The following is a 26,779-nucleotide window of genomic DNA, read 5'->3' as shown; positions in this document are numbered from 1 at the left end:
TGTTTTTTTTAGAATAATTTTATATATCGGACTTGTTTGAAGGGTCTAAAGGGAATACAAAATAAGTGAACAGAAATAATTAGAAATGCAATCAATATAGAATAAAGTCAACCAGGCCGAATATAAAACATTACTAATTTTCGGCTTCTATACTTCCGTCTTGTTCAAAAAGATGAAGCTTATTTCGAAGGGTTCGAACTGTTATTCCTAAAAGCTCGGCAGCCTGTGTACGATGATTATTTGTTTTTTTTAGAGCAGCGAAAATAAGCCTTTTTTCCATTTCAGCCAACGGCATAACTTCTGCCGCTTTAATAGAGTTCGTATGAGGTTCAAGATCATTTTCAAGTTTTAAGTGCTTAACTCCAATCTCACTTTCCTTACCAGAGAATAGTATTGCCCTTTCTAAAAGGTGATGTAGCTGACGGATATTGCCAGGCCAATTATAATTGCTTAGTTTTTCCAATGCCTGAGAATTGATTGTTTTTTTATCATATTTGTATTTCGAACTAAACAACTCCAGAAAATAATTAATTAAAAGTGGTATATCACTTTTCCGTTCCTTTAATGTCGGCATTTCAATTGGAAATACATTTAACCTAAAAAATAAGTCTTCCCGGAATTTCCCATTGTTTACCAGTTCACTTATATCTTTGTTTGTCGTTGCAATAATTCTTACATCAACAGGAATTTCAGTCGTATTTCCTACACGTACAATACACATTTCCTGGATTACCCGCAGTAATTTAGCCTGCATGGTTTGAGGAATCTCACTTATTTCATCAAGCAACAAAGTACCGCCATCACATTCTTCAAAAATCCCCTTTTGGTCTTTATGTGCCCCACTAAAAGATCCTTTCATATGTCCAAACAGAGTGCTCTCAAACAGTGTTTCTGGAACAGCTGCACAATTGATCTTTAAAAATGGTTTATCTGCCCTCTCACTTTGCGTATGAATCGCTTCAGCAACCACCTCTTTACCCGTTCCACTTTCTCCTTTTAAAAAGACAGTTGCGTTGCTGTGGGAAACAATATCAATATGATATTTTAAATCAAGGGCTGCTTTACTTTCGCCTACAAATTTATTCCGTATTTTATGTCCGGCCAATTGTTTTTTCAGTTTTGTATTTTCAGATTTAAGTGTACTGAATTCAAAAAAACGTTTAACCCGTGACTCGATATGGGAAATGGAAAATGGTTTGGTCACAAAATCAAAAGCACCTTCTTTCATAGCATCGACGGCCGTTTCAACGGTACCGTAAGCAGACATAAGAAGAACTCCGATTTCAGAATCCATTTTTTTTGCACGGTTTAGCAGCTCAATGCCTTTAATACCCGGCATCATCAGGTCTGTAATCATTAAATCAAATTTTTCTTTTTCAAGAAGCTTTAAAGCTACGTTGCCATTTTCAGCATCCTTAACTCTAAATTCATCAGATTCCAGGCTTTCTTTGATTATCATTCTAAGATCATCATCATCATCAACAACGAGTATATTCTTCTTTTCTTTCACAAAATTCCTTAATTCTTCTGTAGTTATGGGGAAAAGGTTTTAGATTTAAAACCTTTGTTGTTTTTTGTAAATATCGGCCGCTTTAGAGTTTGATACAACACTTTTTGATGCTTTGCTGACAACTCTTACCTCAGTGTTATTTTTTTCATCCAGTTGTTTTTGCAGAAGGCCAATTTGTTCTTCCAGCTCTAAGACCGAACGGTATAGGTTTTTATTTTCTTCAATAAGATCGTACTCACGTAAAGATCTTTCAAAAGCTGATATAACCTGGTCTATACGAAACGGCTTTATCATGTAATCAAATTTATAAGCGCGCATTGCTTCTACTGCAAATTTAATATTCTGATAACCGGTCATTATCATAATTATTGCATCCGGCGCATGAAAACGTATTTTCTGTGCGAGCTCAACTCCATTTAAACCCGGAACTCCCAAATCATAGTCAAGCAAGGCGAAACGAACATCTGTTTCATTAATTAAGCGCAAAGCATCATCGGGGTGCGACGTTGTTGTAACATTGTACCCATGTTCTTGCAGGCCGTCATTAATCATTTCCAGTAACCCGCCATCATCATCAACAACTAAAATTGAATTATTCATTCATCAAACCAATAAATTATGCTTCCAAATGATTATCAAGTTTATCATTTTTTGTACTGTTAATTTCCTGAAGTAATTTTGCCCATAAACGGTCAGTTATTTCTTTAGCGGTATCTCCTGCTTCAGGATATCCCATGCATGAAAAATGGATATGCAATGAAGCACCCGGTTCTTTTGCACTGTAATCCTGATTAGCAATACTTTTTAAGTTTTTACAATAAATTTCTGCATTAAAATAATCCATTTCAGGCATAATCAGCAACGCAGTATCCTGAGATTGCCATAAAAGTTTATAATCTTTATCAACCATTTCCAGCATAAAAGATTGAGATGTGCGAATCATATCCTGAAAAGAAAATGGGTCGCCGGAAGGACTGTTTAACTCCATTCGTAGTAATGCAAAAGAAATAGGGCTTAATACATCTGTAGCTTTGTTTATACTATCACGGATCATATAAATAACATCATTTTCCATTAAAGGTTTTTTATGACCATCAAATTTGAGAGAAAACATCATAGGAGCTGTTTGTGAAGCAAGGATATTTAACATAGCAATTATTTCAGAAGATGGAAAAGTTCCTTCATCTTCGGATTGGATCATTAAGAATCCCATAATCTGATCATGAAAACTAATTGGATTAAATGTAAACCAGCCATTTTTTTCAACAGAATATTTTTTTTCTCCAAAAGAGATTTCATTATTTCTTACATAAATGATTGATTCATTTTGAGTTGAGAGCTCTACATCATTTACAATTTGCGGAAGTTTAAATTCAAAACCCTGAATACTTTTACTAAGATTATTTGAAGCAACAATTTTAAAAGTAGCTGATTGAACATCTTCCATTATAATAGCACAGTTTTCAAGTTTAAAATATTCTGTGATTGTATCAATAACCATCTTAAAAACTGATTGAAGATCAGTAACCTGGTAAATAATTTTACTGATATCCATTAGCAGAGAAAGATTGGCTAAAATACGTTTATTTCTCCTTTGTAATTCTTTATTTCTTCTTTGGAGATAAAGATTTTCCGTTGCCCTGAAAACAAGGTTTTGCAATTCTTTATGATTTATAGGTTTATTAACATAATCGTATACACCAAGCTGAATGGATTCAATGGCTGTATTTAAAGTTGCATGACCGGTAATAACAATTACAGATGTATCTTTCCCACCTGTTTTTATTGCATTAACCAAATCCATTCCACCAACTTCCGGCATCATTAAATCCGTTAAAACTAAATCGTATATTTCATTTTCTAACAATTCCATCGCTTTAACAGGGTTTGTCTCACAATGGATTTTATAACGTGGACCAGTTAATGCCTCTTTTATTGTATCTAGCACATCTTGCTCATCATCCACAATAAGGATGGTGAAAACTGTTTGGTCTGTTTGGTCTTGGTTTTCCATAATTTACCGCATTGGCTAAAAATTTATTTTTCAGAAATAAAGATATCATAATCTGGCGAAGTTGGTTCTTTTAAAGATTCCAGAATTATCTCTTCTTTAAAATTTACTAACCTCACTTCAGAGATTGGTTGGTCGCATTTATAAAAAACACCACCAATGTCAATTCGCACATTTTTATACATGGTACCATGAATTTTTATTTCTTTTTGAATTGTTTGAATTGATGATTCTTTTTGCAAAAGCACTTCATCATTTTCAAGAAGTCCAAGCTTACTCTTTAGTCTCGCTATTTCAGTTTCTATAAAACTCAACTCGGAAGTTTTATCATCAGAGAGTTGTCCGGCACCCCTTTTTAAAATAAGTAGAAAATCCTTTCGTTTATTCAATGAAGAAAGTCGCAAGGTATAGCTGGACTTTTCCCTGTTTAGTTGCCACAATTGAGATTGCGATTCGCCTTCGGTGTAGTTGCGAATTTTCAATTCTGTCTCGGCTCCCCGTTCAGATCCGACATTATGGAGTTCTATCCACTTTTCAGCAGTCAAAATTCCGCCACGAATAAGACTGTCATTTTCTGATGTCCGGATAACACCACCGGATGAAACGATGCTGTTTAACGCATATTTTTCAAGCGTAATATCTTTTTGAGCCGCTACATTTGCATCTTGCATAAATCCGCATTTTAAATTTCCACCGCATAGTATTTTTGCCCTGCCTTGGCCTAGTATGCCATGTGTAATTGTTATATCTCCATTTTGCGAAAATAGATTTGCAGCATCAACACTGCCACCTACAAAAATAGACCCATCTGTTTCTACACGAAACCCAGAGCGAACATCACCATCAATTATTACAGGTCCTTTTAGTTTCAGGTTACCGGTACTATAGTCAACATTTCCTTTAATATGTAATACATCTTCTATAACAAGACTGTTATCCCGCCACAGAATGTATCCGGAAACATTAGCAACAAGTGTTTTTTTATCTTTGGAAAGTGTTAAATTTTCATAGTTTGGAAATTGCAGCTCATCCATTTCGGGCTCAACAATTTCGCCTGTAACTTTTTTACCATTTTTGGATTCCGTGGAATCTAACAAAGAAACTATTTTTGTATTTTTAGAAATAAAATGATATGAGGTTAGTTTTTTAAAATCTGCCCTGTTGGTTTTTGTAATTGTAGGTTTATGCGGATTATCGATTTCAATATGCCAGTTTAGCCTTCCTTTCGGCTGATCCCCTCTGGCAATAGTTGCAAATTTTACTGATGTTTTGTTTTGTGATATCCGGCTAATTACCGGATGATCTAATCCATAAATGATATTATTACTGCTGATCGCATTATAAATTTCTTTTTCTGTAGGGAACTCTTTTTGTTCAGCAATTATAGTAATTGAAGCAGAATACTTATCGGGGGAAATATTTAATTTTATTGATTTCACAATAATAAAAATTAATAATAAATGATGTCTTTAAGTTGTATTTATCATATTCGGATAAAAAGCCATATTTATTACCTATAATTTTTATTGACTAAAAGATTCATCAAAATCAAAAACAACTTTAGCAATCTCTCCACAGGAACACTCATAAATAAAACCAATTATCTCCTCATTATCTGTAAGTGGTGTTATTTTTCCCTTGTTAACAGGAATGTGTGAATTTTCATATGGATTGATTTTTTTGCTCGATCCGGCCAATTGCACATTGTCCTTTTTAATGATCGAGCTAGCTCGTTTCTCTTTTTTTGTTTTAAACACTTTTGACTGTTCATCAACGGTCAATTCATCAAAAACGCTCATTTATTATCCTTGTTATTATTTGAAGAGACTATCAATATCATCTTGCGATACTGCTGTATCATGATGCATAATATCCTTTGTTTTCTCATCAAAATATTCTTTATTCTCTACTTCTTTTATCGATTGTTTTTGAAATTCAACTTCCAGGGCTTTAGCTACATCACTACCCATAGCGCTGTTCATGCGCATACTTTCAAATGATTTAAACAGTGTTTCAAATTTATCATGAACTGTTTTTAGTATTCTGCTTGTATGTTCTAATTTTTGGGTTGTAATATCCTGAAACTGGAAAGCGAAGATCATCTCATTTGTCATACTGGAAATCTCATCAACAAGAACTGTTTGTTCTTCGGCTCCACTATCTTTTTTTATCATTTCACCTAATGCAGATAGTTTACCAGAAATTGTATCAATTGAATCCAATACTTGATTGGTTGAGCTTTCAGTCATTTCTGAAATATTATCAATATTTTCAGTTGCTGTTGGGATTCGTGAAGTACTTTCTTTTATAGAAATATTTGCTTCCATTAACAACGGGATCATGTCTTTCAGGAAGATAAATAAATCTTTTACTAATGGAAAAAGGTCGTCACTAAATCTAATCGTTTCACGAAGATCTTCAATATGACCAAGTACATCGTCAAGCGTTTTTATTTTCTTCATTATTAAACCTTTCGTTTAGGAAGTAAATATCTCACCAATCTTCTTCTTCAAGATTTCTGGTGTAAAAGGCTTAACAACGTATCCGTTAACGCCCATTTTTATTGCAGTCATAACATCATCCTGCATACCGCGAGTTGTAATCATTAATATAGGCATGTCCTTATATTGATCTTTACTTCTAAGCTCTTTTACAAGCTCTTCACCATTCATTTCAGGCATATTCCAATCGGTTATAACCATATCCCAACTGGCATCGCCCATCTTGTCTAATGCATCAACCCCATTTTCTGCTTCAGTAACATCATCAATTCCAATCTTATTAAGTGAGTTCATAATGATGCGCCTCATAGTAGGAGAGTCTTCAACAAAAATGACTTTTTTCCCTTCCATCATTTTCCCCTTTCTCTAGGATATTTAAATATTAATATCTATTTATTCGTCAATATAAATCTATAATGAAGGCATAGTCTGAATAACACCAAATTACTTCACTTCTAAACAACTAATTTTTACTTAGGATACAATAGACACAGGTTTCTTCCATTTCCAATGCAAATAATCTTCTATTTTCAGACTTTACACTGTTCTCATTTCCATCCTCCCAAGGATTGCACTCAGGAAACCCTAAACTAAACTCTTCATCTTCAGGGACTATTCGTGAGAGGAAACGGCCTACAATTGTATTTCCTATTTCTGAAAGTGCATCATTAACCATACTATTGGATATTTCCTCAACATCGCCTCCTGTCATTTCCATAACAATTTCTTCAGAATATTCTTTATCAATGACAAGACCAACCTTCCCCATAAAAGGCTTCAGAGTATCCACTGAAATAACAAGCGATTCTTTTTTAACCTCAATGGCATCTAAATCGAGACAGTTCTCAATATCCGCAAAAAACATGTTTTCAAATGCTTCAGAAACAGCATCGGTTAACTCTTCACTAATTTCATCAATTTCATAATTCATAAATCTACCTCAATTTTTTTCCAGGTTTAATGAATTTTCCAATACACTATTTAAAAGCGGTATTGACAAAGGTTTGGATAATACCGCCTCTGCATGATCAGCAATTAGTTTCTTTTCAGTTGCAGAGTTTGTTTTACTAGAAATAATCACAACCGGTATGTGATTTAATTTGGGTGAGCTTTTTATACGTCTCAATAAGCCTTCACCATCTAGTTTAGGCATATTCAGATCTGAAAAAACAATATCAAATGACTTTTCCTTAAGAATTTCCAGAGCATTTTCACCGTTTACAGCTTCACTCACCTCAAGGTTTTCAAATCCGCAAATCTCTAAGCACCTTTTAATTAAAGCTCTGGCCATTGCTGAGTCATCTACTATCAATATTTGATTCATAACTTTTTCCTCATAAACCTGTTTAAATATTCCACATGCCCCTACCCGGAGACGTAATCTTAATTTCTCCAGAGTCGGTATCCACGCTTACTGTCCGGCTAAAATTTTTGCCAATATCCTCAGCAATCGCCCCTAGTTTGTATTTCCACAATATTTTTTTTGTTGCTAAAACATTTCTTTTGCCAATATTAAAACGGCCTTCGGGATCCATAATTTTAGCACCACCCGTCATTTTCACAATTACTTCAGAATTTTTCTTCACCCCGAACGACTTAAACTTTTCAATTAACTCAGGGATGGCCAAGTCTGCAAAATAACCTGGTAACGATTTTGCCTTCCCATTTGAATAGTTCGAGTCTGGAAGGGCTATATGGGCCATACCAACTGCATTCAGTTTTGGTGCAATAAAAATAAGTGCAATGCACGATCCTAAGGCGTAGGTTTTGACCATTGTTTCCGGGTTGTTTGATACTCCGATCTCACCAACGCCAACATTGATTACTTCCATTATTCTCCATCCTCTAAAAACACTTTTATCTTATTAGGAATCAATTCTAAGGGAACAAGCTCTTCTGCTCCTCCTCTTTCGTATGCCTCTTTTGGCATTCCAAAAACAACTGAAGTTTTTTCATCTTGCGCAATTGTTCTCGCGCCTCTTTCACGCATATTAACCATTGCATCTGCCCCATCACTACCCATTCCGGTTAACATAATTCCTATGGCATTTTTTCCTGCAAAGCGGGCAACAGAACGGAAAAGCACATCAACTGAAGGCCGGTGGCCGCAAACTTTTAAACCAGATCTGCATACTACTTTGTACCCGGCCTCACCTTTTATCAATTGTGTCTGCAATCCACCAGGAGCAATTAGAACCTTTCCATTTTCAATCAAATCGCCAGTAACTGCTTCTTTTACAGTAAGATTTGATTGCTCATTTAATCGATCTGCAAACATTTTTGTAAATTTTTCCGGCATATGTTGTACTATAACAATCCCAGGATAATTGGAAGGCAAAGCTGATATAACCCTTCTCAACGCTTCTGTACCACCGGTTGAGGCCCCTATTGCAATGATTCTTTTTGAAAAGTGCCCGGTTTTGGTCTTCACGTTCAGGTTTTGTGGTGGCAGTTGCTTATTATTGTTTTTATATTTTGATACATCAACTGTTGCCGCTGTTGAAACTTTCTCTGACAGTTCATTCATCATCCCCATTAAACCGGTTTTTAAGTTAACCGAAGGTTTGCACACAAAATCTACAGCGCCTGCCGAAAGTGCATCCAAAGTAATATTTGATCCTGAATCAGTTAGTGAACTTACCATGACAACGGGCAAAGGATATTGTGGCATAAGTTTTTTTAGAAATTGCAACCCATCCATTCGCGGCATCTCAACATCTAACGTTAAAACGTCAGGCCGTAACTTAACAATCATGTCACGGGCTTTAAATGGATCACTTGCTGCACCAACAACTTTAATTCCTTTTTTCATCGAAAGGCCTCGGGACAAGATATCTCTGACCAATGCAGAATCATCAACAACTAGTACTCTTGTTTCCATTATTTTATTTTCCTATATACGGCCGGCTTAACATATTCAAAAAATTCATTGCTCCGCCCCAAGCTTTCCGAGTGCCCGATAAATAGGTAACCTCCGTCGACCATGTGTTGGCTGAATTTTTTAATCAGCTCTTCACGGGTTGGGACATCAAAATAAATCATCACATTTCTACAAAATATTGAATGAAATTTTTGTTGAAAAGGAAATTCAGTCCGCATCAGGTTCAGCCTCCTGAATAGGATAATATCCTTTATTTTACTTTTTATTGTCCATGAATCCTGGTCTTGTTTTTGAAAGTATTTACTTTTAAATGTACTATTAATTTTTTCAACATTTCCATCGGCGTAACGCCCTTGTTCAGCAATTTTGAGCGCTTTTGCTGATATATCGGTGGCCAAAATGCCAAGTTTCCATTTTTCCTTATTTACCCCAACAGATTCATGCATAACCATTGATAAAGTATAGGGTTCTTCCCCTGTTGAACAACCGGCACACCAAAGACGGATTGATTTTCCACGCTTTATTTCCGGATTATTAAATTGTTCCGGAAGTACCGTTTTCTGTAGAAAATCAAAATGCTCATTCTCTCGTGCAAAGTAGGTCAGGTTTGTCGAAATTCTATTTATAAGTGTATCCATACTATTGCCACTTTTATCATTTAAGATAAACTGGTAATAATCCTTGAAAGTACTAAAATTGTTTTCGACTAAAACCTTTCTCAAACGGTTTGTTACTAAAGACTGCTTTTTACCACCAAGGTTTATTCCAAAACGGTCATAAACAAGCTTGGAGATTAGCTCATATTCTTTAGGTGTTATATTTATATCAGATACATTCATCATATGATTCTTTTAAAATTCATCTTCATAATTTTGACCGAACTCACTGTTATCACCATCTTCAAGAACAAATTCTTCATCTTCTTGTTCGTTATTTAACAAAGAACTATTACCATTTGAAGAAAGTTTAAAGCGGGTTAACATAGTTCTTAAATGTTCAGAGGCTATTGTTAAATCACCTGCAGCTGCTGCACTTTCTTCAGCATAGGCCGTGTTAGATTGAGTAACCTGATCGATTTGTTGCAGTGCTTTTGTAACCTGGTCAATTCCCTGCACTTGTTCTTGAGAAGACGTATTGATTTCAGAAATCAGATCTGTTGATTTGGTAATACCTTCTATAATATTATTAATTGCACCTGCTGTTTTGCTGGCAATTTCAGTTCCATTTTTTACCTTGGAAATTGATTCTTCGATTAAATCTGTTGTTTCTTCTGCAGCCTTTGCACTTCTTTGTGCAAGGTTACGGACTTCTTCAGCAACTACTGCAAAGCCTTTTCCATGAACACCAGCTCTGGCTGCTTCAACCGCAGCGTTTAAAGCAAGCAGATTGGTTTGAAATGCAATTTCATCAATTACCTTTATTATGCGGGATATTTCTGCAGAAGATTTATTTATTTTTTCCATGGCATCCAACATATCATTCATCTGCGAGTTGCCCTCTTCTGCCGCACTTCGTGAGCTAAGAGAAATAGTATTTGCATTTTCAGCATTTTCTGCGTTTTGTTTTGACTGTTGGCCAATCTCAACCATTGATGCACTAATTTCTTCCATTGAACTTGCCTGATCAGAAGCTCCTTCTGAAACAGACTGGCTTGTTTCAGAAACCTGACCTGAACCGGAACTTACTTTTTCAACAGCTTCCTGCACCTGAACTAATATTTCATTTATTGAACCTATTGAATTATTTAATGCCGTTTTAATTTTAGCATGGTCGCCAGTGTAATCACCGTCCATTGTATAAGTAAGATTACCATTAGCCATTTCATCCAAAACAACTTTAGCTTCATTAATTGGAATAACCACCGCTTCCATTGTATTATTGAGCCCTTTCACAATCTTTCCATAATCACCGGTATGCTTATTTTCATCAACTCGTTCGCTCAATTTTCCGGATACGGCAGCCTCTGCTAAATAATTGGAATCTTCTATAAGAGCTTTAATAGATGTAATACACATATTAAGGTTGGATTCGACAACTTTAAAATCACCTTTGAAATCTTTGTTAACCTGCTCTGGTATATTTCCGCTTGCAATTTGCTGTATGTATTCTGAGGTTACAGATATAGGTTCAACAACAGCATCCAAAGTTCGGTTAACCCCACTAATTATTTCGTAAAAATCTCCCTGGTGATTCGTTGCATCAGCTCTCTTTTTTAAGTCTCCCTTAACAGCACTTTCCACCAATTCCTGCACATCATTTACCATAGCCTGAATCCGAATTTTCATGGTATTCATTGCTTTTCCAAGGTCATCAACATCTTTTAGGTCTGATAATTCCACATTCATATTTCCCCGTGAAATTTCATTGGCCACATGTGCTTTTTCACGCTGGGATTTTACAATCTCGCGAAATGAGTCTGCAAGCATTCCCAGTTCATCTCCACCTTGATAATCAATTTCCTGCTGCACGTCTCCATCGCTGAGTTTATCAGCAATATCCGCAAGATTTTGAATAGGTTTTGAAAAACGGGTAGCCAAAAATAAAATGAGCACTGCTATAACCAACAGCCCGACAATGGATATAATATAAAGGATTGTATTTGCAAAACTTAAAGCTTCGTCTCTTGCCGTAAGTGAAATACCAACATAAACATTACCAATTTTATCACTCCCAGAGAACACTGGTTTTGAATTAAAAAACTCTGAGTCGGTATTTTTCAATTCAGAAATATTTTCTGCACTTAAATCAGGATAGCCTTCTTTTCTAAAAAAGTAAACCGTTTCGCCATCGGAATTTTTGACTTGTAAGAACGAAATCTGTTCATCGTTTTTAAAGTTTTTAAGAGCATCAGCAACCGTCTCATTATCTGCAAATTCCATTCCTGTTCTAACTGCACCGGAGGCAATATTACTGACAATTTCCAACGATTTTTCTAGATTCTTGTTCAGAGCACTTTCGGTAATGATGTTTATTATCCACATGCCTGCTAAAATCATTACAAAAAGTACAGGCAGGAAAATTACCAATACTTTTGATTTGATTTTCATTTGGCCGAAACTCATAATTATGTCCCCTTAAATAGTACCTATTTTAAAACCTGTGTAATACCTAATGATAAATTGAATTCTTCTGTAAATTTATCACTTTGGTCAGAATGGTTTTGCAAGTTTATCAATAGTTCAGTCATTTTAAATTTGTCGTTAACAATTATGCCTATAAATGCCCCAGATTTAGCATAATCCATTGAAGACGAAATTACTGGAATGCCTTTTTCTTTGCACTTAGACAGAATAAACATTTTACTCGATTTTTCTTTCAAAACAGGTGTTTCATAAACAACCAATGCATCATCTGAAGAAAGCTTTTTTATGCTTCCGCCAATGGTGCGTGCGTTATCAATTAAATAAATAGTAACGGTTATCCCAAAGGTTGCTGCAGCCCTTTCAAGCTTTGGCTTTTCTTTGTTAACTAAATCCTCAGACATAAAAACAGCAACTGTTTTTCGTTCCGGTATAACCTTATTTATCATGTATAAATATTGTGCCGCTGTTGCATTTTTCCCAAAAACCTGTCCCAAAAAAAGGAAAGAAAAAACCACAATAAATAATCGAATAAAACTCATTACATCCTCCATGACGTAAATTATTTTAATAAAAAAAATTATATTTTTAGCAATATATAATTTATCGGATAAGGCACGAACGATGTTATATATATATATTTTTTGACAAGATTCTTGCCAGCATGTTGAAGATAAAAATAATAATGAGGATTGTCGAAATTTGGAATGAGTGTCTAAATTGAATAATAACAAAAGCCTTCTTGAGCTTGGACCAAAAGAAGGCTTTTAAAACAACGTCAATACAAGATAGGTTGATATATTAATTTAAGTTGTTGCAGCTTTAATTATTTGTTCTAATTCCTCTTCAAACAAAAGTTTTTGTGTATCTAATAATATTTTAACATCCTCTTCAACTTTGCCTAGCCCATGAACGAAGCGGTTGCCATTTATTTTTTTATTTACTCTTGGGGGTGGTTCAATATTTTCACCAGGAATGTTCATCACCTCTGACACAGTATCAACTACTAAGCCGACTGATGTTTCTTCAATATTTACCACAACAATACATGTCCGCTCATCGTAGTCACGTTCATCCATCCCAAATCGTAACCGAACATCCACAACCGGGATAACTTTACCTCTTAGGTTTATTACGCCTTTAACAAAATCCGGTAAGTCCGGTAAGTCGGTTACTTTTTGAATACCAATTATTTCAGTCACATGACGAATATTGATACCATATTCCTGAGTTGCAATATTAAATGTCAGGAACTGACCTTCTTGAGTGTCCTCATCATTAAACTTTTCTACCATAACTTCTTCAGTTGTTTGCATAACACTTTCTCCTAAGAGTTGACTTTTATTATTTTAGAGATCTGGTTAAATGAATTATTAATGATCATACAACTGATTCAACCATTTTTATTAAATTAGCCAGTTCAAGAATTAAACAAATTTCTCCAGTTCCAAGGATTGCACAACCCGAAACACCCTGAACTGAGCCAAGATATTTTGGCAAGGCTTTTATTACAAGCTGCTGTTGACCCAATATTTCATCAACTAAAAACCCTATTCCTTTTCCATCTTTTTCAGTTACTACAACAATACCATCACATAGTGGCTTTTGCTCAAAGCTTAAATTATGTAATTCATGAACTCTCAAAACAGGAATCAAATTTTCCCGAATTTTAATGACTTCCTGACCATCAATTAAATCGACAATATTATTTTCACCAACCTGAAGTGATTCTTTTATATCTAATGTTGGGATAGCATAAATCGAATTTTCGACTCTCATTATCATGCCATCTACAATTGCAGTTGTTAATGGAATTCGTAAATTTATAGTCGTTCCCTCACCCTCATGGCTTGTCACTTCAACCTTTCCACGAATTTTTTCTACATTTCTTAGAACAACATCCATTCCAACACCACGGCCGGAAATATCAGATACTTTCGCTGCTGTAGAAAAACCAGGGGCAAAAATAAGGTTCCAAACTTTTTCGTCAGGCATATCCAATTCAGATTCCTGGATAATGCCTTTTTCAAGCGCTTTAGATAAAAGCTTTTCTTTGTTTAGGCCAGCGCCATCATCCTTAATCATTATCCAAATCTCTCCGCCAACCTGTTTCGCAGAAAGGTCGATTTTACCTGTTTCACTTTTCCCAATCTTTTTTCTTTCGGCGGGCGTTTGAATGCCGTGATCAGCTGCATTTCTTAAGATATGGACAAGAGGATCTGAAATGTGCTCGAGAACAGAACGGTCTACCTCGGTTTCACCTCCTGAAATTACCAGATCAATCTTTTTATTATTTTTTGATGACAAATCCCGGATTAGCCTTTTCATTTTACCAAAAACGCCATTTAAGGGGATCATCCGCATCGATGTTGAAAGCTCCTGAAGCTCACGTACATTTTTTTGAAGGTAACTAATTGACTTTTCAAAACTTTCCAACTCCATTCCTTTTAAATCCGGATTATGTGAAACCATCGATTCGGAGATTACAATTTCGCCTACAAGATCCATCAACGTATTCAACTTATTTACATCGACACGAATTACCTCCGATACGCTACTTGCGTGTGTCTTATCTGTTGTTTTTTCCTGTTTTACCTTATTAACACCAACTTCAGGTTTAACCTCTTTTTTATCTGGAAGGCTTTTGGCAGTTTGTTTTTCTGGAGTTTCCTTTGGTTTTGAATTCTTTTCAGCTTTTTTAGTTTTATTTTTTGATGCACTGACTATAACTTCTTTTTTCGGCTTTTCTTGTTTTTCTTGTTCGTCTTCTTGGTGTTCTTCAAAACCAAATGAGTCATTCATTAAATCTATTAGACCAATTTTACCCATTATAACCGGTGGTTTTCCGTCATCTAAGTTATCAACTGCAATTTTTATGAAATCCAAAACCTGCAAAATGAGTGAAATTTGTGATGATCCGGGAACTGCTTTTCCAGTGCGAGCCATATCAAGAAATGTTTCCGCTTTATGGCAAATCTGGTTTATATCCATATAATTAAAAAATCCTGCATTTCCTTTTAAGCTATGTAAAGTACGGAAAGCGTTTTCAATTAACTCCATGTTAGCCGGGTCTTTTTCCAGGCTAAGAAGATCCTGTTCAAGGCTGTCTAATAAATCTGTTGAGTCAACAACGAACTGTTTTTCCATTTCAGGGGTAATTAGGGCATCAAGCATTTCTTCTTCAGTCATATCTTCAAGAGATTTATTCTTTTCATCTGCTAAATCTTCTTGTTCCTCTAAAACACTATTTTGCTCCTCTTTTTCTAGTTTACCGTTGCCAGATTCTGCTTCAGAGATAAAACCCGTAATCTGTGAACATAACAAATCCGTATCCGCAGGAAATTTGTCTTCAGTAAAGTTCTCTTGAAGATGGTTCATCATCATCATTAAAGTATCACTAACTTCAAGAAAGATATCAATGTGCTTTTTTGATAAATCAAGCTTATCTTTCCGAACCAAATCTAATAGAGTCTCAGCTTCATGGGTCAGGTTCTGTGTAGATGATAGACCAATAAACCCTGCACTGCCTTTTATAGAATGGAATGTGCGGAAAATAGTATTTATTTTCGCAGAATCTATTTTCTTGCTACCAGCAATAGTTTCTTCCAGATTTAATAAAACCATTTCTGTTTTTTCTAATGCTTCATTACTCTCAGTAATAAAATCAAATAAGATTTCCTTATCTTCTTCCAAAATTGCGCTCATCTGCCGCCTCATTATCTAAAAGATAGTAATATGTATAAAAATGTTGTAGAGTAATTAACGACAACCGAGTTATGAAAATGAAGGTATTAAGGTAATGGTGGTTAAAATCTGATAGGAAAACAATTAAAGAGAATTTACTTCAAGAGTTCCGTTTTCTTCAACCAGGCGGATTGAAACATGATTTAAGGATTCTCTAATTCTCAAAGTTTGATGAGGAGCATGAATGACGCAACCGCTGCTTATTTTACCTGTCACGATTATTTCAGGATTCTTATCATCCCGGGTATGAGTTTCATAAAATGAAAGCTGCTTTTTTTCATCTTCAAATATGCTTAAGGTTCTGTCACACTTTTCAAGAGTAGCGTTATACTTTTCATGAAGGTCTTGCATGTTTACAAAAAAACGGTTTAACAAAACATCAGAAGAAATGCTTGCTTTGGCCATTTTATTTAATTTTGCCAAATGACCAAGTGCTTTCTTTTTTGTAAACTCTAATTCACGCTGCTGATCTTCTAAATCAAGATAAAGATCAAACAATTTTCTTTCATGCTGTTTATGATAGTTTTTTATATTTTTCAAGTTAGGATCTACAACATAATTTGGCCCCAGAAATATTTGCGATGACTTATCAATATTCCGCGTATAAATTTTTGATCCCACCCTTATTTCCGAAGCGCTGATCAAAGGAGAAACCAAACTGTTCATGCATTGTATAGTAGATCTTTCAATCGATTGCTGCACAATAACATACATACCGGCCCAAACAGGATAGCCAATGATCTGATTTGTGAAAATAGATTGCCCGGCATATATCCGGGCCATTTCCAATTTTTGCATATTATCAAAACCAAAATGGCAGGTAATATTTCCACCAACACGAATGTTTGCCGAACGGATTAACCCATTTACCATTAGGTTTGAGGGCAGCGTAACAATGGACTCACTTCGGATATCCTGCTCCACTTCCAGCGCATTATCAAACTCTACACGGCCATGCATTTTCCCTATATTTTTAACATCTTTTAGCGGATAAACTGAAACTGTACCATAAATTGTGCGATGGGCATATCCGTCTACTTCTGACTCAATTGCATTGTTTTGTGCATTTAGAGTTGTATTTTCTCCGGCATAAAGCCCAATATTATCGTCACTAATTTCGGCCAAAAATTGTTTTTCCCCATTGGGATGTCTTAAATAGGAAAATGGTGTTTGAGATAAACTCAATAACCGTTCGCCCGCTTTAACCGGATAAGAGAAATCAATTGAATCAAAACTTCCGCTCTTTAGCCAGCTGTTAAAATTGTCATCATTCAAAGCATCTTCAAAGTGAAACCACGGTTTTCCGGGATCTTTATCAAGATATGCCAGGGCAATTGGTACCTGACCTTTTTGACCGCTTTCCAACAAATCGAAGCTGGAATCTAATAGACCAAAGCGATAACCTTTTTTTAACATTGCCGGGCGCATTTCAGATTTTTTAGCTGTACCGTAGCGAATTTCGCCTAATATTAATTTCCCATCCCATAACTCGGTTGCGAGCAGCAGGCCATTATTCAGTTCAATTCGTTTCTTGCTCAATCTACTTACCTCTTAGTTGTCTAATAGAGATCCAAACTTTTCCAGCCATGATCCTATCGTACCCGAGTATTTTTTTAATTGGGTGAGTTTATAATGATTTGAAAATTGTTCGTATTCAACTTGTTCCAGGTTTAAACTGTCATACAATAAATCAAAAATAGCTTCTAAAGTTACAGGTTTTTTTATCAGATCTGTATGCGGTAATTGTTTTGCATGTTCTACATAATAAGAATCCGGATTTGTACACAGGAAATAGATGGGTATTATTCCGTTTGGACTAAGTTTTTGCGGACCGTTAAAATAACGTACAACATCTTCTACATTAATCATTTTCGTTTCCACATCAATAAAAACGCATACAATTTCTTCGCGGATTAAACCTGAAATTGATGTTGTGTTAAAAGCAACAACGGGCTCATAATTTAACGCCGTAACCAGTCGCGAGATATCGTTTAAAGTAGATGAATCACGGTCTACTATAAGAACTTTTTTCATAGAGTAACTGAATTCTTTGTAATTAGAATGTTATATATTATTAATTCGAATAATTAAAACAATCGGAATAAACACGCTTCAGTTTAACGATTTTTGCTACAATTGCTATAAAAAGATATTTCCAAATCTAAAAGGATTAATTATCCAAATAAATTGATTATCATTTTTCAACTAAACTTAGTATTTCCTAAGACTTTAGCGTGTTATACCGAAAACCGGATTAAACCCAATAAAAAACAATGATTTAAAAAAAATGTCTTTAAAACAAGAATCTACAGACTTAATCAAATTTGTTAAACATCCTGTTTGTGTAATCTCCGCTTCCGGGCTTATAGAATTTATTAACCCGCCTTTTATTACACTTCTGGGTTTTTCTGAGGAAAAGCTTGTTGGCCAACATGTAAGAATTCTTTTTAATAATGAGATTCCTAAAAACCTTAAAACCAAAATTCTGTCCAAAACCGAGGATAACAAATCCTGGTGCGGCGATGTTCTTATAAATAACGAAAATGGCGAGCTGCTTCGGCTGCAGTTAAACATTGTGCCGCAACAAAGTCAATCAAAAGAAAAACGTTATATTTGTACACTGGAAAAAAATACACCGACCAATGAGCTTCATGAAAAAATAAATGAGCTGAAAGTCATTTTCCGCAGCCTTTTCCAAAAAACCAGCGATATACTTTTGCTGTTTTATTATGACCAAAATGGATTGCCAAAGCCTTTTATGGATATAAACAATATCACATGCAATCTTTTAGGATATGCGCGGAAGGATCTGTTGGAATTTTCTTTGCTGGATATTGTGGACAACACATCACGAAATGATGTTTTAGGTCTTCAGGAAATTTTAAATACCAAGGCCGTTAATTACATGACTTTGGATTTACAAAAGAAAAACGGCGGAACTGTTAATATTGAAGTTGAAGCGCAATATGTAAATTATGAGGGCAGGCAAGCTGTTTTAATGATCGGTAAAAATATTAGTGAGCAAAAAGAGCTGGAGAATAAGCTTTCTCAGATTGAAAAACTGGAAGCGGTTGGACAGCTGGCAGGCGGAATTGCCCACGATTTCAACAATGTCCTGGCCGGGATTAGCGGTCTTTCGGAACTTGCTTTACGGAAATTAGCAAGCGATCACAAAGCAGCCTCATTTATAAAAACCATCCACCAAAAAGCCAATAATACGGCTAATATGGTGCGCCAACTGGTTGCTTTTAGCCGTAAGCAAAAATTATCAACACGTACAACCGATCTTAATAAAATTGTTAAAAATAATTATAAACTTCTCGAACGCTACCTGGGCGAAGATGTCAGTTTTATTACTGATTTACAACCATCACTTTCTATGATTTCTGCTGACCAGGCATCACTTGATCAGATAATAACTAACCTGTGCATAAATGCCCGCGATGCTATGCCCGATGGTGGAGAACTTATTATTACAACCCGAAACAAAAACTTTTCTCAAGAAAAAATCACAACAACCGGCATAATTCCACCTGGAAAGTATATTCTATTTTCGGTAAAAGATACAGGCCTTGGTATGCCTGCAGAAACAATCAAACATATTTTTGAACCTTTCTTTACAACAAAAGATATTGGTTATGGTACAGGATTGGGGCTTTCAATTGTTTATGGTTTAATAAAACAACATAATGGATTTATAGAATGTAGCAGCTCTATTGGTGAAGGCACGACTTTTGACATGTATTTTCCCTGGCACTCGGAAAAAAAATCTAACAAAGTTGCAAAAGCAGAGAAAAAGAATCTCTCCGGTAAAGAGACTATCCTTGTTGCGGAGGACGAAGCCGATCTTATTCTTTATTTGAAAGAATCTTTAGAATATTATGGATACAAGGTTTTAATTGCACATAATGGTGTAAAGGCCCTGGAATTATTTGAGGACAATATTGAGCAGATAGATATGATAATTTCTGATGTGGTAATGCCGGAAATGGGTGGGGTTGAATTAAAACTGGTGACTCAAAACATAAAAAAAGATATTAAATTTCTTCTGATCAGTGCCTACACAAATCGTATAGAACCGGGAATAGCGTTCCTACCAAAGCCTTTTCAAATGGAAGAACTGGCAATGATGGTCCGCAGCATTTTAGACAACACATTTATATATGAATAATGTTTACCTATTCATATAGTCTGGTAGATTCACTAATTTATCAACCAAATCACTAATTACATCTTCATCAAAATAATATTTTGATGCGATTTTTTCCTTAATTGCATCGACTTCTTGCGGTGAAATCACTTCACTTTCTTTTATTTCTTTAAGATAGTTTTCTGCCTCTACCTTTAAAGAAAGCAACTCACGGCCTTTGTTCGATATTTCTACCTGATCTTTTGACGCATTGCCTGCAGCATTCGTCTCTTTTGCACCCGGATCATTATCAGTAGGCTTACCAATTTTCTTATTAGATTCCGCTTTTTTAAGATCAGGAGACGTTGAGAATAATTGTCTTATTGGTCCCATGATTTACTCCTGAATTATATTTATTTTTGCAGAGTTTTTTACTTCGTTAACCTGTTTATGATTATATTTTCTTTGCCCGGAAATTGCAGCAGATTTTTCAATATACTCCATTTTTCGGCTTTCCAGGTTTTTATATATCTTGTCATCAATTTTAACAAGCTTACTTGCTAAGCGTGAAATACTCTTGATATATTTTTTTTCATTACTGTTTTGAGGAACTGTGTTCAGTTCTTTTCTACGGTTTTCAAGCTTCTGGATTTTCTCAATCCACTCTTTACGGTAATCCACCATTTCTGTTAAAACTGATATTGGTAAAGATTCAACTTGTTTGACAACTTTTTCAGATATACTTAATACAGAATTGAAATAATCCAATTCCAACTTAAGAACCGATTCTAAATTATTTGGAATTGCCGCCGTATTCTGAAACACTTTAATACCTCCCGTTAAAGATCAAACCAACAAAATCTTCCATTTTGTCATTTAATCGAATCATTTCTTCTGAAGGAATTTGCCTTATAACCTCACCTGTTTCTTTATCGGAAACAATAATTACAGGTGGATCACCTTCATTATCCATTCTGAAATTAATCTCTTTGTTATTTGCATCTGCAATTTGATTTGCCTGTTCAACTAATTCCTCAATATCAATATCCGGAACCACTGAAACGTCTTTTTGGTGATCGTTCTTTGTTTCAGCTGAGGTTATTTCCGTTTTTACTTTGTTGCTTCCAGCTACTTGCGGCACGGCGGATGCAGCTGGTGAGCCAGCTATTCTTGCAATCCTTATATCTTCCATGATATTCTCCCTTAATGCCGTTTCTTACCCTGATATGAATAAGCTTAAATATGATTGTTGGTTCTGCAAAGTTGCCATTGTCTCCTGCAACTTTGAAAACTCCTCAAATAATTGTTTTTCTTTTGAATCTAAAAATGACTCAACTAAATCCAACCTGTCATTAAGACTTGTTATTTCATCGTTTAATGTTTTTTTGCTATCCGAAATTGTACCACCGGTTTTGACAAATTTTTCAACATATTCATCAATTTTTGTTGCAATCCCATCTGTTCCTGTAAATATGTCTGAAACATATTCTGTATTTGTTTCTATGGCGGTTGTTAATTTATCGTCATCAATAATTGATAGCTTGCCTTGCTGATTTGCTTCAATTCCGATGTCATATAACAAATCATAATCCGTAAAGGTTGTTCCCTCAACAGCACCCTGGGCAATATTTCGTAAATCTATCGAAATATTTCTATAGGTTAAATCTCCAGACAACGCTCCCCGGCTTTTTGTATCAGAACTATACTGGGTCTGCTCTCTCAAATAACCGATGGATTCGTTATAGGCCTTGATAAATTCATTTATTTCTTCTTTTACTTTTTCTGTATCAGTATTTACGGTTACAGTTTCTGCTGCTGTGAATGTGTTTAATAACTTCAAAGTTACGCCATCAAGTGCATCAGTAACTGTTGACGAATCACGATAATAAGTCAATCCATCCAATTCAAACTTTGAATTTAACAGAGATGTAGATGCGCTGCTTCCGGGATCCAAAATATATCCACCTGTTGTACCGCTTGTTTGAGCGTTATTATTGATATTTAAATCATCAAGCAATGTACTTGCACCAAAATCCATGCGGTATGTATATCCACTACTTGCAGAAGTGACAGACAATCTGGAGACTCCTGCTTCTTCACTGACAGTAGAAGCCAATATCTTTTCTTCATTGGTTATTGTCTCATCAGCAACTGCCTGGTCCATTGCGCCGTTAATTGCATTTTTAACAGCATTTAATACAGATTCGTTATCACCGGAAAATGCGCTTGCTGCAACAGTAACACTAATATCAACCCTGTTATCTGCATCATCATCTGTCGGGTGCGCTACTTCAATTGTGAAAGTCTGATCTGTAATATAGGAAGTAAAATCTGAATTTGTATTTGTAAACTGATCAGAAACGCGGTTATCCGATGCTGAAATCCTATCGACAGTAAGAGTATGGTTACCAAGAGCGGCATCACTGGTTGCAGTAGTCTTTAAAAGATCTTCGTTTGTAGTTGATGATTTTTTAGCCGCAAAATAATTGGTGAACTCATCCGTCATTCTGGTCGTACGTTTTTGTAATGCCGAGAGCTTCGAATCCAGATCAGAAAGGATTTGGATTCGGCTATTAACAGAATCTTTTTTATCCAACAACCTGTTTCGAGGTTCCTGCTCGAAGAACATAAACTGATCAACAAGATATTGAACAGAGTTCTGATTTGCGAATAATGAAGAAACATCCATCTTCTTTACCTCAAATTAAACAACTTTCATTGCTTTTGTCCATGTGGACTTTAAATCTTCCAGATTCCTTTTAGCTTCGGCAAAATTTCCCTGGGATATAGTATAATTTATATAGCGGTAAACATTAAAAAATGTTAATGACATTTCTTTTTGATCAAAATCCAAAGCGTTAATCAAAACCTGGACAGCTCTTGTTGCATCAGATCTGTTTTCCAACGAGCATGCTTTTATGCCGGCATCATAAACGTAAGATACCAATTGTTCAGGACTTGCAGACATAATTTTCTGAACGAGGTATGGATTCTTCTGTGTGTTCGGTCTCGGTTTATTCTGAGTCATAAATTGTTTTGCCGCTAACATATTATCTCTCCTTTAAGCAGGAAAAAGGAGTGGGAAAATAATCCCACCCCTGGTTAATTATTGTTCACCTTTAGAATAGTGACAACACTATTTGTGGTGATTGGTTCGCTTGTGAAAGTGATGCTACAGCTGTTTGCTGCAAGATCTGCATCTTTAATACTTCCATTTGCTCTTTTGCAAAATCTGCATCTTCATAAGTACTTCTAATCGCCTCAGTATTAGTGATCGACACACTCAAGGTGTTTTCTTTGGCAGATAGCCGTGCCTTATATTCACCAACATCCTGTGCACGGGTTGCCAGCGTATTAATCGCCGTATCCAAAGATGTAATTGCCGCTGATGCACTAGCCTGAGTTGACATAGAAAGACTGTTTATTCCCAATCCGGTGGATGTTGCACTGGAAAGTGCCACAGCCAATGTTTCACTGGCGCCCTCACCTGTTTGGAATGTAACAGAAAATGTTCCGTCAATAAGCGCATTGTCATTGAAAGTTGTTTCCGTAACAATCTGATCTACCTCACTACGTAGCGCTGTAAACTGATCGTTTATAGCAGTACGTTGTGTACTTCCCAAACTACCATCTGCAGCCTGTGTGGCTTTGGATTTCATAGTTTGAAGAATATCCATAATGTTTTGATAACCACCATCAGCAATATTAAGAATGCTTTGTGCATTATTAACATTTTCCAAGGCAGCTTCTAAACCATTACGGCGTGCTTCTAAACCACGGGAAAGCTGATACCCAGCAGGATCATCACCAGGTGAATTGATCCTTTTACCTGTTGCCAGGTTAAGCTGATGCTTAGCAATACCTTCATTGGTTTTATTCAGGTGAAAAAGTGATTGCATTGCCTGTATGTTCGATGCAACCCTGGTTAATCCTGAACTCATAATAACCTCCTTATTAAGGTTTAATGTAGAAACTTCCGTGTTTCCGTTATTTATTACTTTCGTAATCTTTTTTCTTACTACATAGGTCGTGGGTCGATTAGTCTTCTTAAATGTTTTTTTAACTTTTTTTTATAATTTTATAATTCCTATCATCTAAGAGTTTGTTTTTTTTATTGTTATGGAAATTGATTTTTTATGTTTTATTGGAAATATCAGTTGGGAAAATGATAGGATTTCTCAGTAAACTTGTTTAAGAATAAAAAAAAGCGCCCGTCAATTGACGGACGCTTTAGCGCTAAGTATTCTTTCCTTAGAATAAAGACAGCACTAACTGCGGTGCTTGATTTGCCTGGGATAAAGAGGCTACTGCAGTCTGCTGTAAGATTTGCATCTTAAGCACTTCCATTTGCTCCTTAGCGAAATCCGCATCTTCATAGGTACTTCGTATCGCTTCTGTATTTGTAATTGCTACACTTAAAGTGCTTTCTTTTGCACCCAACCTTGCTTTATATTCACCAACATCCTGCGCACGTGTTGCCAATGTGTTAATCGCTGTATCAAATGTTGTAATGGCTGCCGAAGCACTGGCTTGCGTAGTTAAGGAAACAGCATTTATTCCAAGCCCGGTAGAGGTTGCACTTGCTAAAGTTACTGCTAGCGTTTCAGCAGCTTGTTCACCTGTTTGGAAGGTTACAGAAAATGTACCATCAATCAATGCATTATCATTAAAAGTTGTTTCTGTAACAATCTGGTCAATCTCACTACGAAGTGCAGTAAATTGATCATTAATGGCTGTACGCTGTGTAGATCCCAAACTTCCATCAGCAGCTTGTGTGGCCTTAGATTTCATTGTTTGAAGAATATCCATAATATTTGCATATCCACCATCTGCAATATTCAGGATACTGTTCGCGTTATTCACATTATCCAGCGCTGCTTCAAGACCACTTTTACGCGCCTCAAGACCTCGTGACAATTGATACCCTGCAGGATCATCTCCAGGTGTATTAATTTTCTTTCCGGTTGCCAAATTTAATTGGTGTTTTGCTATACCGGAATTTGTTTTATTCAGATAAAAAAGTGATTGCATCGCCTGAATATTTGTAGCCACTCTTGTTAAACCTGAACTCATAATTTACCCCTTTCGTTTGATTAAAATTTTTCAACTTCGCAGTTGATTAATTCGCCTTTACTTCTTTGGTCGGGGGGGCAATTTTCTTCTTAAATATTTTCTTAAATTTTTGATAAATATATATACAAAACAGAATTATAACTCATTGAATTTTATAACTTTACTGATGAAAAAAAAGAGGGATTAAATATAATAAAAGTAGATTATTTGAATGAATATATTTCCACGATATCATTTTTTTCTATGAACTGCCCTTTGATATTATTAGTTTTTTTTAATGAGTTAGCATTAACATTAAATTGAAGGGCAATATTTCTATAAGATGTTTTTTCCTGAACCTCATAAATATATTTTGTGATTTTTTTAGGAGCTTTTATTTTTAGTGATTGGCCTTTTTTTAATGACTTGAATTTAAGTGAATTCCATTTAACCAATTCTTTTTCAGATACTCCGAATATCCGGGCAACAAGATGTAGAGTATTTGCCCTTTTGACATAATAAATAAACTCTTCACCGATATTATAAACTTCTGTCTTTTTTACAAAGTTTGGGTTATAACCAACTTTTCTTTTCTTTGTATTTGATTTTCTTTTCTTTTTTAATGGTACATTGGTCTGTTTCACATTTACAGGCTCTGAACCATCAAACTTTTTTGGTCCAAATTTTTTCCGTAAAAACTCCAGGCATCTTTCAGCTGTCACAGTTGGCACAAACAATGGATAATCCGCAACATCCATAGGTGTAGTTAGCTTATTGGAATCAATATCAGGATTTAAAGAGAAGAAGATTTCCGAAGAAATATTTAATGATTCAGTAAGTTTTTTTATATTTATTGATCGAGGTATAATAAAAGTAGAATAATCCCCACGAACAGGAAAGCCAGGATCTTTAAAGCCAAATTTTTCAGGATTACCCGTTTTTGCAATTACTATTGCAGCAAAAATTTGAGGAATATATTCCCTGGTTTCTTTAGCAAGCTTTTTGCTTTTTTCCCGAATAGCCCAAAAGCCCCTCTCGTGTAGTGTGGTTAATTCTTTTAAAGCTGACCTGGTTTTACCAGATCCAGAATTATATGAAGTAAGAGCAAGGTTTATACTGCCTAATTCTAAATAGAGATCTTTTAAGTATTGGGAAGATGCTTCCGCACTTTTAATTGCGGAGAAGCGCTGGTCACTTTTCTTACTAACTTCTAAACCATATTGTCTTGCAGTGGCCGGCATAAATTGAAACATCCCAGCTGCCCCGGCTTTACTAATCGCATTTTCATCAAATCCCGATTCAATAATAATAAAGAATAATAATTCTTCCGGAAATCCCTTTTCTGTAAAATGTTCTCGAAATAAAGGAACATACTTCCTTGATTTATTAATAGCTTTTTGAAAAAATGCGTGAAACTTTTGCTTTTGGGAAAACATGATTACGTATTTTTCAACTTCTTTTATAAAACTCTCAGGCAAGATTGTTTCTGGACGTTCTCCAAGTTCAATCGCAATGGATTGCAATTCATTCACAATAAAGAAATGAAGCTCATTATCTATTAAACTATCTTTGGCTGCATATTTATTGGACAAATCATTTTTAATTGTTTTATCATTTTCTCTCGCCAAGGTAGTGATTATAGAATCTGTCAGAAGATTATGTTTATGCAGTTCAAAATAGTTTTCTTTAAACCAAACCCCGGCACTATCCTTTTCACCTTTTTTAAGCATAAGTAACATTTTTTTTAGACCATAATTCAATTCATTAAGGATTTCACTCTTTGTTTCGCTACTGTCCTGATCTTGACCCAAAACCAATTGAAAATTAATTGCTAGAAGAACCAAAAAAATATACCTATTCAAAGTATTCAT

At 35.4% G+C, this 26,779-nt stretch carries 27 protein-coding genes; 1 reads left to right on the top strand and 26 read right to left on the bottom strand.

The window, feature by feature from the left end:
• Window positions 1-133: 133 nt before the first annotated feature.
• The 18 genes from HND50_01220 to HND50_01135 form a co-directional block, all read right to left on the bottom strand.
• Window positions 134-1,459 carry a sigma-54-dependent Fis family transcriptional regulator gene (locus HND50_01220; protein ID NOG43823.1) on the bottom strand — a complete coding sequence of 442 codons (1,326 nt, stop codon included), beginning with the start codon at window positions 1,457-1,459 and terminating at the stop codon, window positions 134-136.
• A gap of 96 nt (window positions 1,460-1,555) precedes the next feature.
• Entirely contained in the window at window positions 1,556-2,110 is a 555-nt protein-coding gene (locus tag HND50_01215; protein NOG43822.1) for a response regulator, read from the bottom strand.
• Window positions 2,111-2,126: 16 nt separating this feature from the next.
• Entirely contained in the window at window positions 2,127-3,524 is a 1,398-nt protein-coding gene (locus tag HND50_01210; GenBank protein ID NOG43821.1) for a response regulator, read from the bottom strand.
• 23 nt (window positions 3,525-3,547) lie between these two features.
• Complete coding sequence (locus HND50_01205) at window positions 3,548-4,960, bottom strand: DUF342 domain-containing protein (GenBank protein ID NOG43820.1); 1,413 nt, start codon at window positions 4,958-4,960, stop codon at window positions 3,548-3,550.
• Window positions 4,961-5,044: 84 nt separating this feature from the next.
• Window positions 5,045-5,320 carry a hypothetical protein gene (locus HND50_01200; protein NOG43819.1) on the bottom strand — a complete coding sequence of 92 codons (276 nt, stop codon included), beginning with the start codon at window positions 5,318-5,320 and terminating at the stop codon, window positions 5,045-5,047.
• 15 nt (window positions 5,321-5,335) lie between these two features.
• Window positions 5,336-5,983 (bottom strand): hypothetical protein, encoded by a 648-nt coding sequence (locus HND50_01195; GenBank protein ID NOG43818.1) that lies wholly within the window; start codon window positions 5,981-5,983, stop codon window positions 5,336-5,338.
• Window positions 5,984-5,998: 15 nt separating this feature from the next.
• Window positions 5,999-6,376 (bottom strand): response regulator, encoded by a 378-nt coding sequence (locus HND50_01190; GenBank protein ID NOG43817.1) that lies wholly within the window; start codon window positions 6,374-6,376, stop codon window positions 5,999-6,001.
• Between the two features lie 109 nt (window positions 6,377-6,485).
• A complete protein-coding gene (locus tag HND50_01185; GenBank protein ID NOG43816.1) occupies window positions 6,486-6,953 on the bottom strand; it encodes a hypothetical protein in 468 nt (155 codons plus the stop codon).
• Between the two features lie 9 nt (window positions 6,954-6,962).
• Window positions 6,963-7,346 (bottom strand): response regulator, encoded by a 384-nt coding sequence (locus HND50_01180; protein NOG43815.1) that lies wholly within the window; start codon window positions 7,344-7,346, stop codon window positions 6,963-6,965.
• Between the two features lie 22 nt (window positions 7,347-7,368).
• Window positions 7,369-7,854, bottom strand: a complete 486-nt coding sequence (locus HND50_01175) for a chemotaxis protein CheD (GenBank protein NOG43814.1) — start codon at window positions 7,852-7,854, stop codon at window positions 7,369-7,371.
• On the bottom strand, window positions 7,854-8,903 hold the full coding sequence (locus tag HND50_01170; protein ID NOG43813.1) for a chemotaxis response regulator protein-glutamate methylesterase: 1,050 nt from the start codon (window positions 8,901-8,903) through the stop codon (window positions 7,854-7,856). The genes HND50_01175 and HND50_01170 overlap by 1 nt, the downstream gene beginning before the upstream one ends.
• The gene (locus HND50_01165) at window positions 8,903-9,742 is read right to left on the bottom strand and encodes a protein-glutamate O-methyltransferase CheR (GenBank protein NOG43812.1); all 840 of its coding nucleotides are present in this window, start codon (window positions 9,740-9,742) and stop codon (window positions 8,903-8,905) included. The genes HND50_01170 and HND50_01165 overlap by 1 nt, the downstream gene beginning before the upstream one ends.
• 12 nt (window positions 9,743-9,754) lie before the next feature.
• Entirely contained in the window at window positions 9,755-11,965 is a 2,211-nt protein-coding gene (locus tag HND50_01160) for a HAMP domain-containing protein (protein ID NOG43811.1), read from the bottom strand.
• Between the two features lie 23 nt (window positions 11,966-11,988).
• Window positions 11,989-12,525, bottom strand: coding sequence for a hypothetical protein (locus tag HND50_01155; protein NOG43810.1), 537 nt, complete (start codon window positions 12,523-12,525; stop codon window positions 11,989-11,991).
• A 264-nt stretch (window positions 12,526-12,789) separates the two neighbouring features.
• Window positions 12,790-13,278, bottom strand: a complete 489-nt coding sequence (locus HND50_01150; GenBank protein NOG43809.1) for a purine-binding chemotaxis protein CheW — start codon at window positions 13,276-13,278, stop codon at window positions 12,790-12,792.
• 85 nt (window positions 13,279-13,363) lie between these two features.
• A complete protein-coding gene (locus HND50_01145; protein ID NOG43808.1) occupies window positions 13,364-15,688 on the bottom strand; it encodes a chemotaxis protein CheA in 2,325 nt (774 codons plus the stop codon).
• A 123-nt stretch (window positions 15,689-15,811) separates the two neighbouring features.
• Entirely contained in the window at window positions 15,812-17,266 is a 1,455-nt protein-coding gene (locus HND50_01140; GenBank protein ID NOG43807.1) for a DUF342 domain-containing protein, read from the bottom strand.
• A 12-nt stretch (window positions 17,267-17,278) separates the two neighbouring features.
• Complete coding sequence (locus HND50_01135) at window positions 17,279-17,761, bottom strand: response regulator (protein ID NOG43806.1); 483 nt, start codon at window positions 17,759-17,761, stop codon at window positions 17,279-17,281.
• A 253-nt stretch (window positions 17,762-18,014) separates the two neighbouring features.
• Here HND50_01135 and HND50_01130 point away from each other — a divergent pair, with 253 nt between their 5' ends.
• The gene (locus tag HND50_01130; GenBank protein NOG43805.1) at window positions 18,015-19,898 is read left to right on the top strand and encodes a PAS domain S-box protein; all 1,884 of its coding nucleotides are present in this window, start codon (window positions 18,015-18,017) and stop codon (window positions 19,896-19,898) included.
• A 3-nt stretch (window positions 19,899-19,901) separates the two neighbouring features.
• On the opposite strand, the gene HND50_01125 is transcribed toward HND50_01130, so the two are convergent.
• From HND50_01125 to HND50_01090, 8 genes are all read right to left on the bottom strand, one after another.
• The gene (locus tag HND50_01125) at window positions 19,902-20,249 is read right to left on the bottom strand and encodes a hypothetical protein (GenBank protein NOG43804.1); all 348 of its coding nucleotides are present in this window, start codon (window positions 20,247-20,249) and stop codon (window positions 19,902-19,904) included.
• Between the two features lie 3 nt (window positions 20,250-20,252).
• Window positions 20,253-20,681 carry a hypothetical protein gene (locus HND50_01120; protein NOG43803.1) on the bottom strand — a complete coding sequence of 143 codons (429 nt, stop codon included), beginning with the start codon at window positions 20,679-20,681 and terminating at the stop codon, window positions 20,253-20,255.
• Between the two features lies 1 nt (window position 20,682).
• Entirely contained in the window at window positions 20,683-21,048 is a 366-nt protein-coding gene (locus tag HND50_01115; GenBank protein ID NOG43802.1) for a flagellar protein FlaG, read from the bottom strand.
• Window positions 21,049-21,072: 24 nt separating this feature from the next.
• Complete coding sequence (gene fliD, locus HND50_01110; protein NOG43801.1) at window positions 21,073-22,545, bottom strand: flagellar filament capping protein FliD; 1,473 nt, start codon at window positions 22,543-22,545, stop codon at window positions 21,073-21,075.
• A 15-nt stretch (window positions 22,546-22,560) separates the two neighbouring features.
• The gene (locus HND50_01105; protein ID NOG43800.1) at window positions 22,561-22,905 is read right to left on the bottom strand and encodes a flagellar protein FliS; all 345 of its coding nucleotides are present in this window, start codon (window positions 22,903-22,905) and stop codon (window positions 22,561-22,563) included.
• 70 nt (window positions 22,906-22,975) lie between these two features.
• Window positions 22,976-23,797, bottom strand: coding sequence for a flagellin (locus HND50_01100; protein NOG43799.1), 822 nt, complete (start codon window positions 23,795-23,797; stop codon window positions 22,976-22,978).
• 310 nt (window positions 23,798-24,107) lie between these two features.
• Window positions 24,108-24,929, bottom strand: coding sequence for a flagellin (locus HND50_01095; protein NOG43798.1), 822 nt, complete (start codon window positions 24,927-24,929; stop codon window positions 24,108-24,110).
• A 203-nt stretch (window positions 24,930-25,132) separates the two neighbouring features.
• The gene (locus HND50_01090; GenBank protein ID NOG43797.1) at window positions 25,133-26,752 is read right to left on the bottom strand and encodes a transglycosylase SLT domain-containing protein; all 1,620 of its coding nucleotides are present in this window, start codon (window positions 26,750-26,752) and stop codon (window positions 25,133-25,135) included.
• Window positions 26,753-26,779: the final 27 nt, after the last annotated feature.

This window comes from Calditrichota bacterium (assembly GCA_013112635.1).
Lineage (GTDB): Bacteria > Calditrichota > Calditrichia > Calditrichales > J004 > JABFGF01.
The sequence above is the reverse complement of the archived record's forward strand: the minus strand, read 5'-3'. Positions and strand labels throughout refer to the sequence as shown.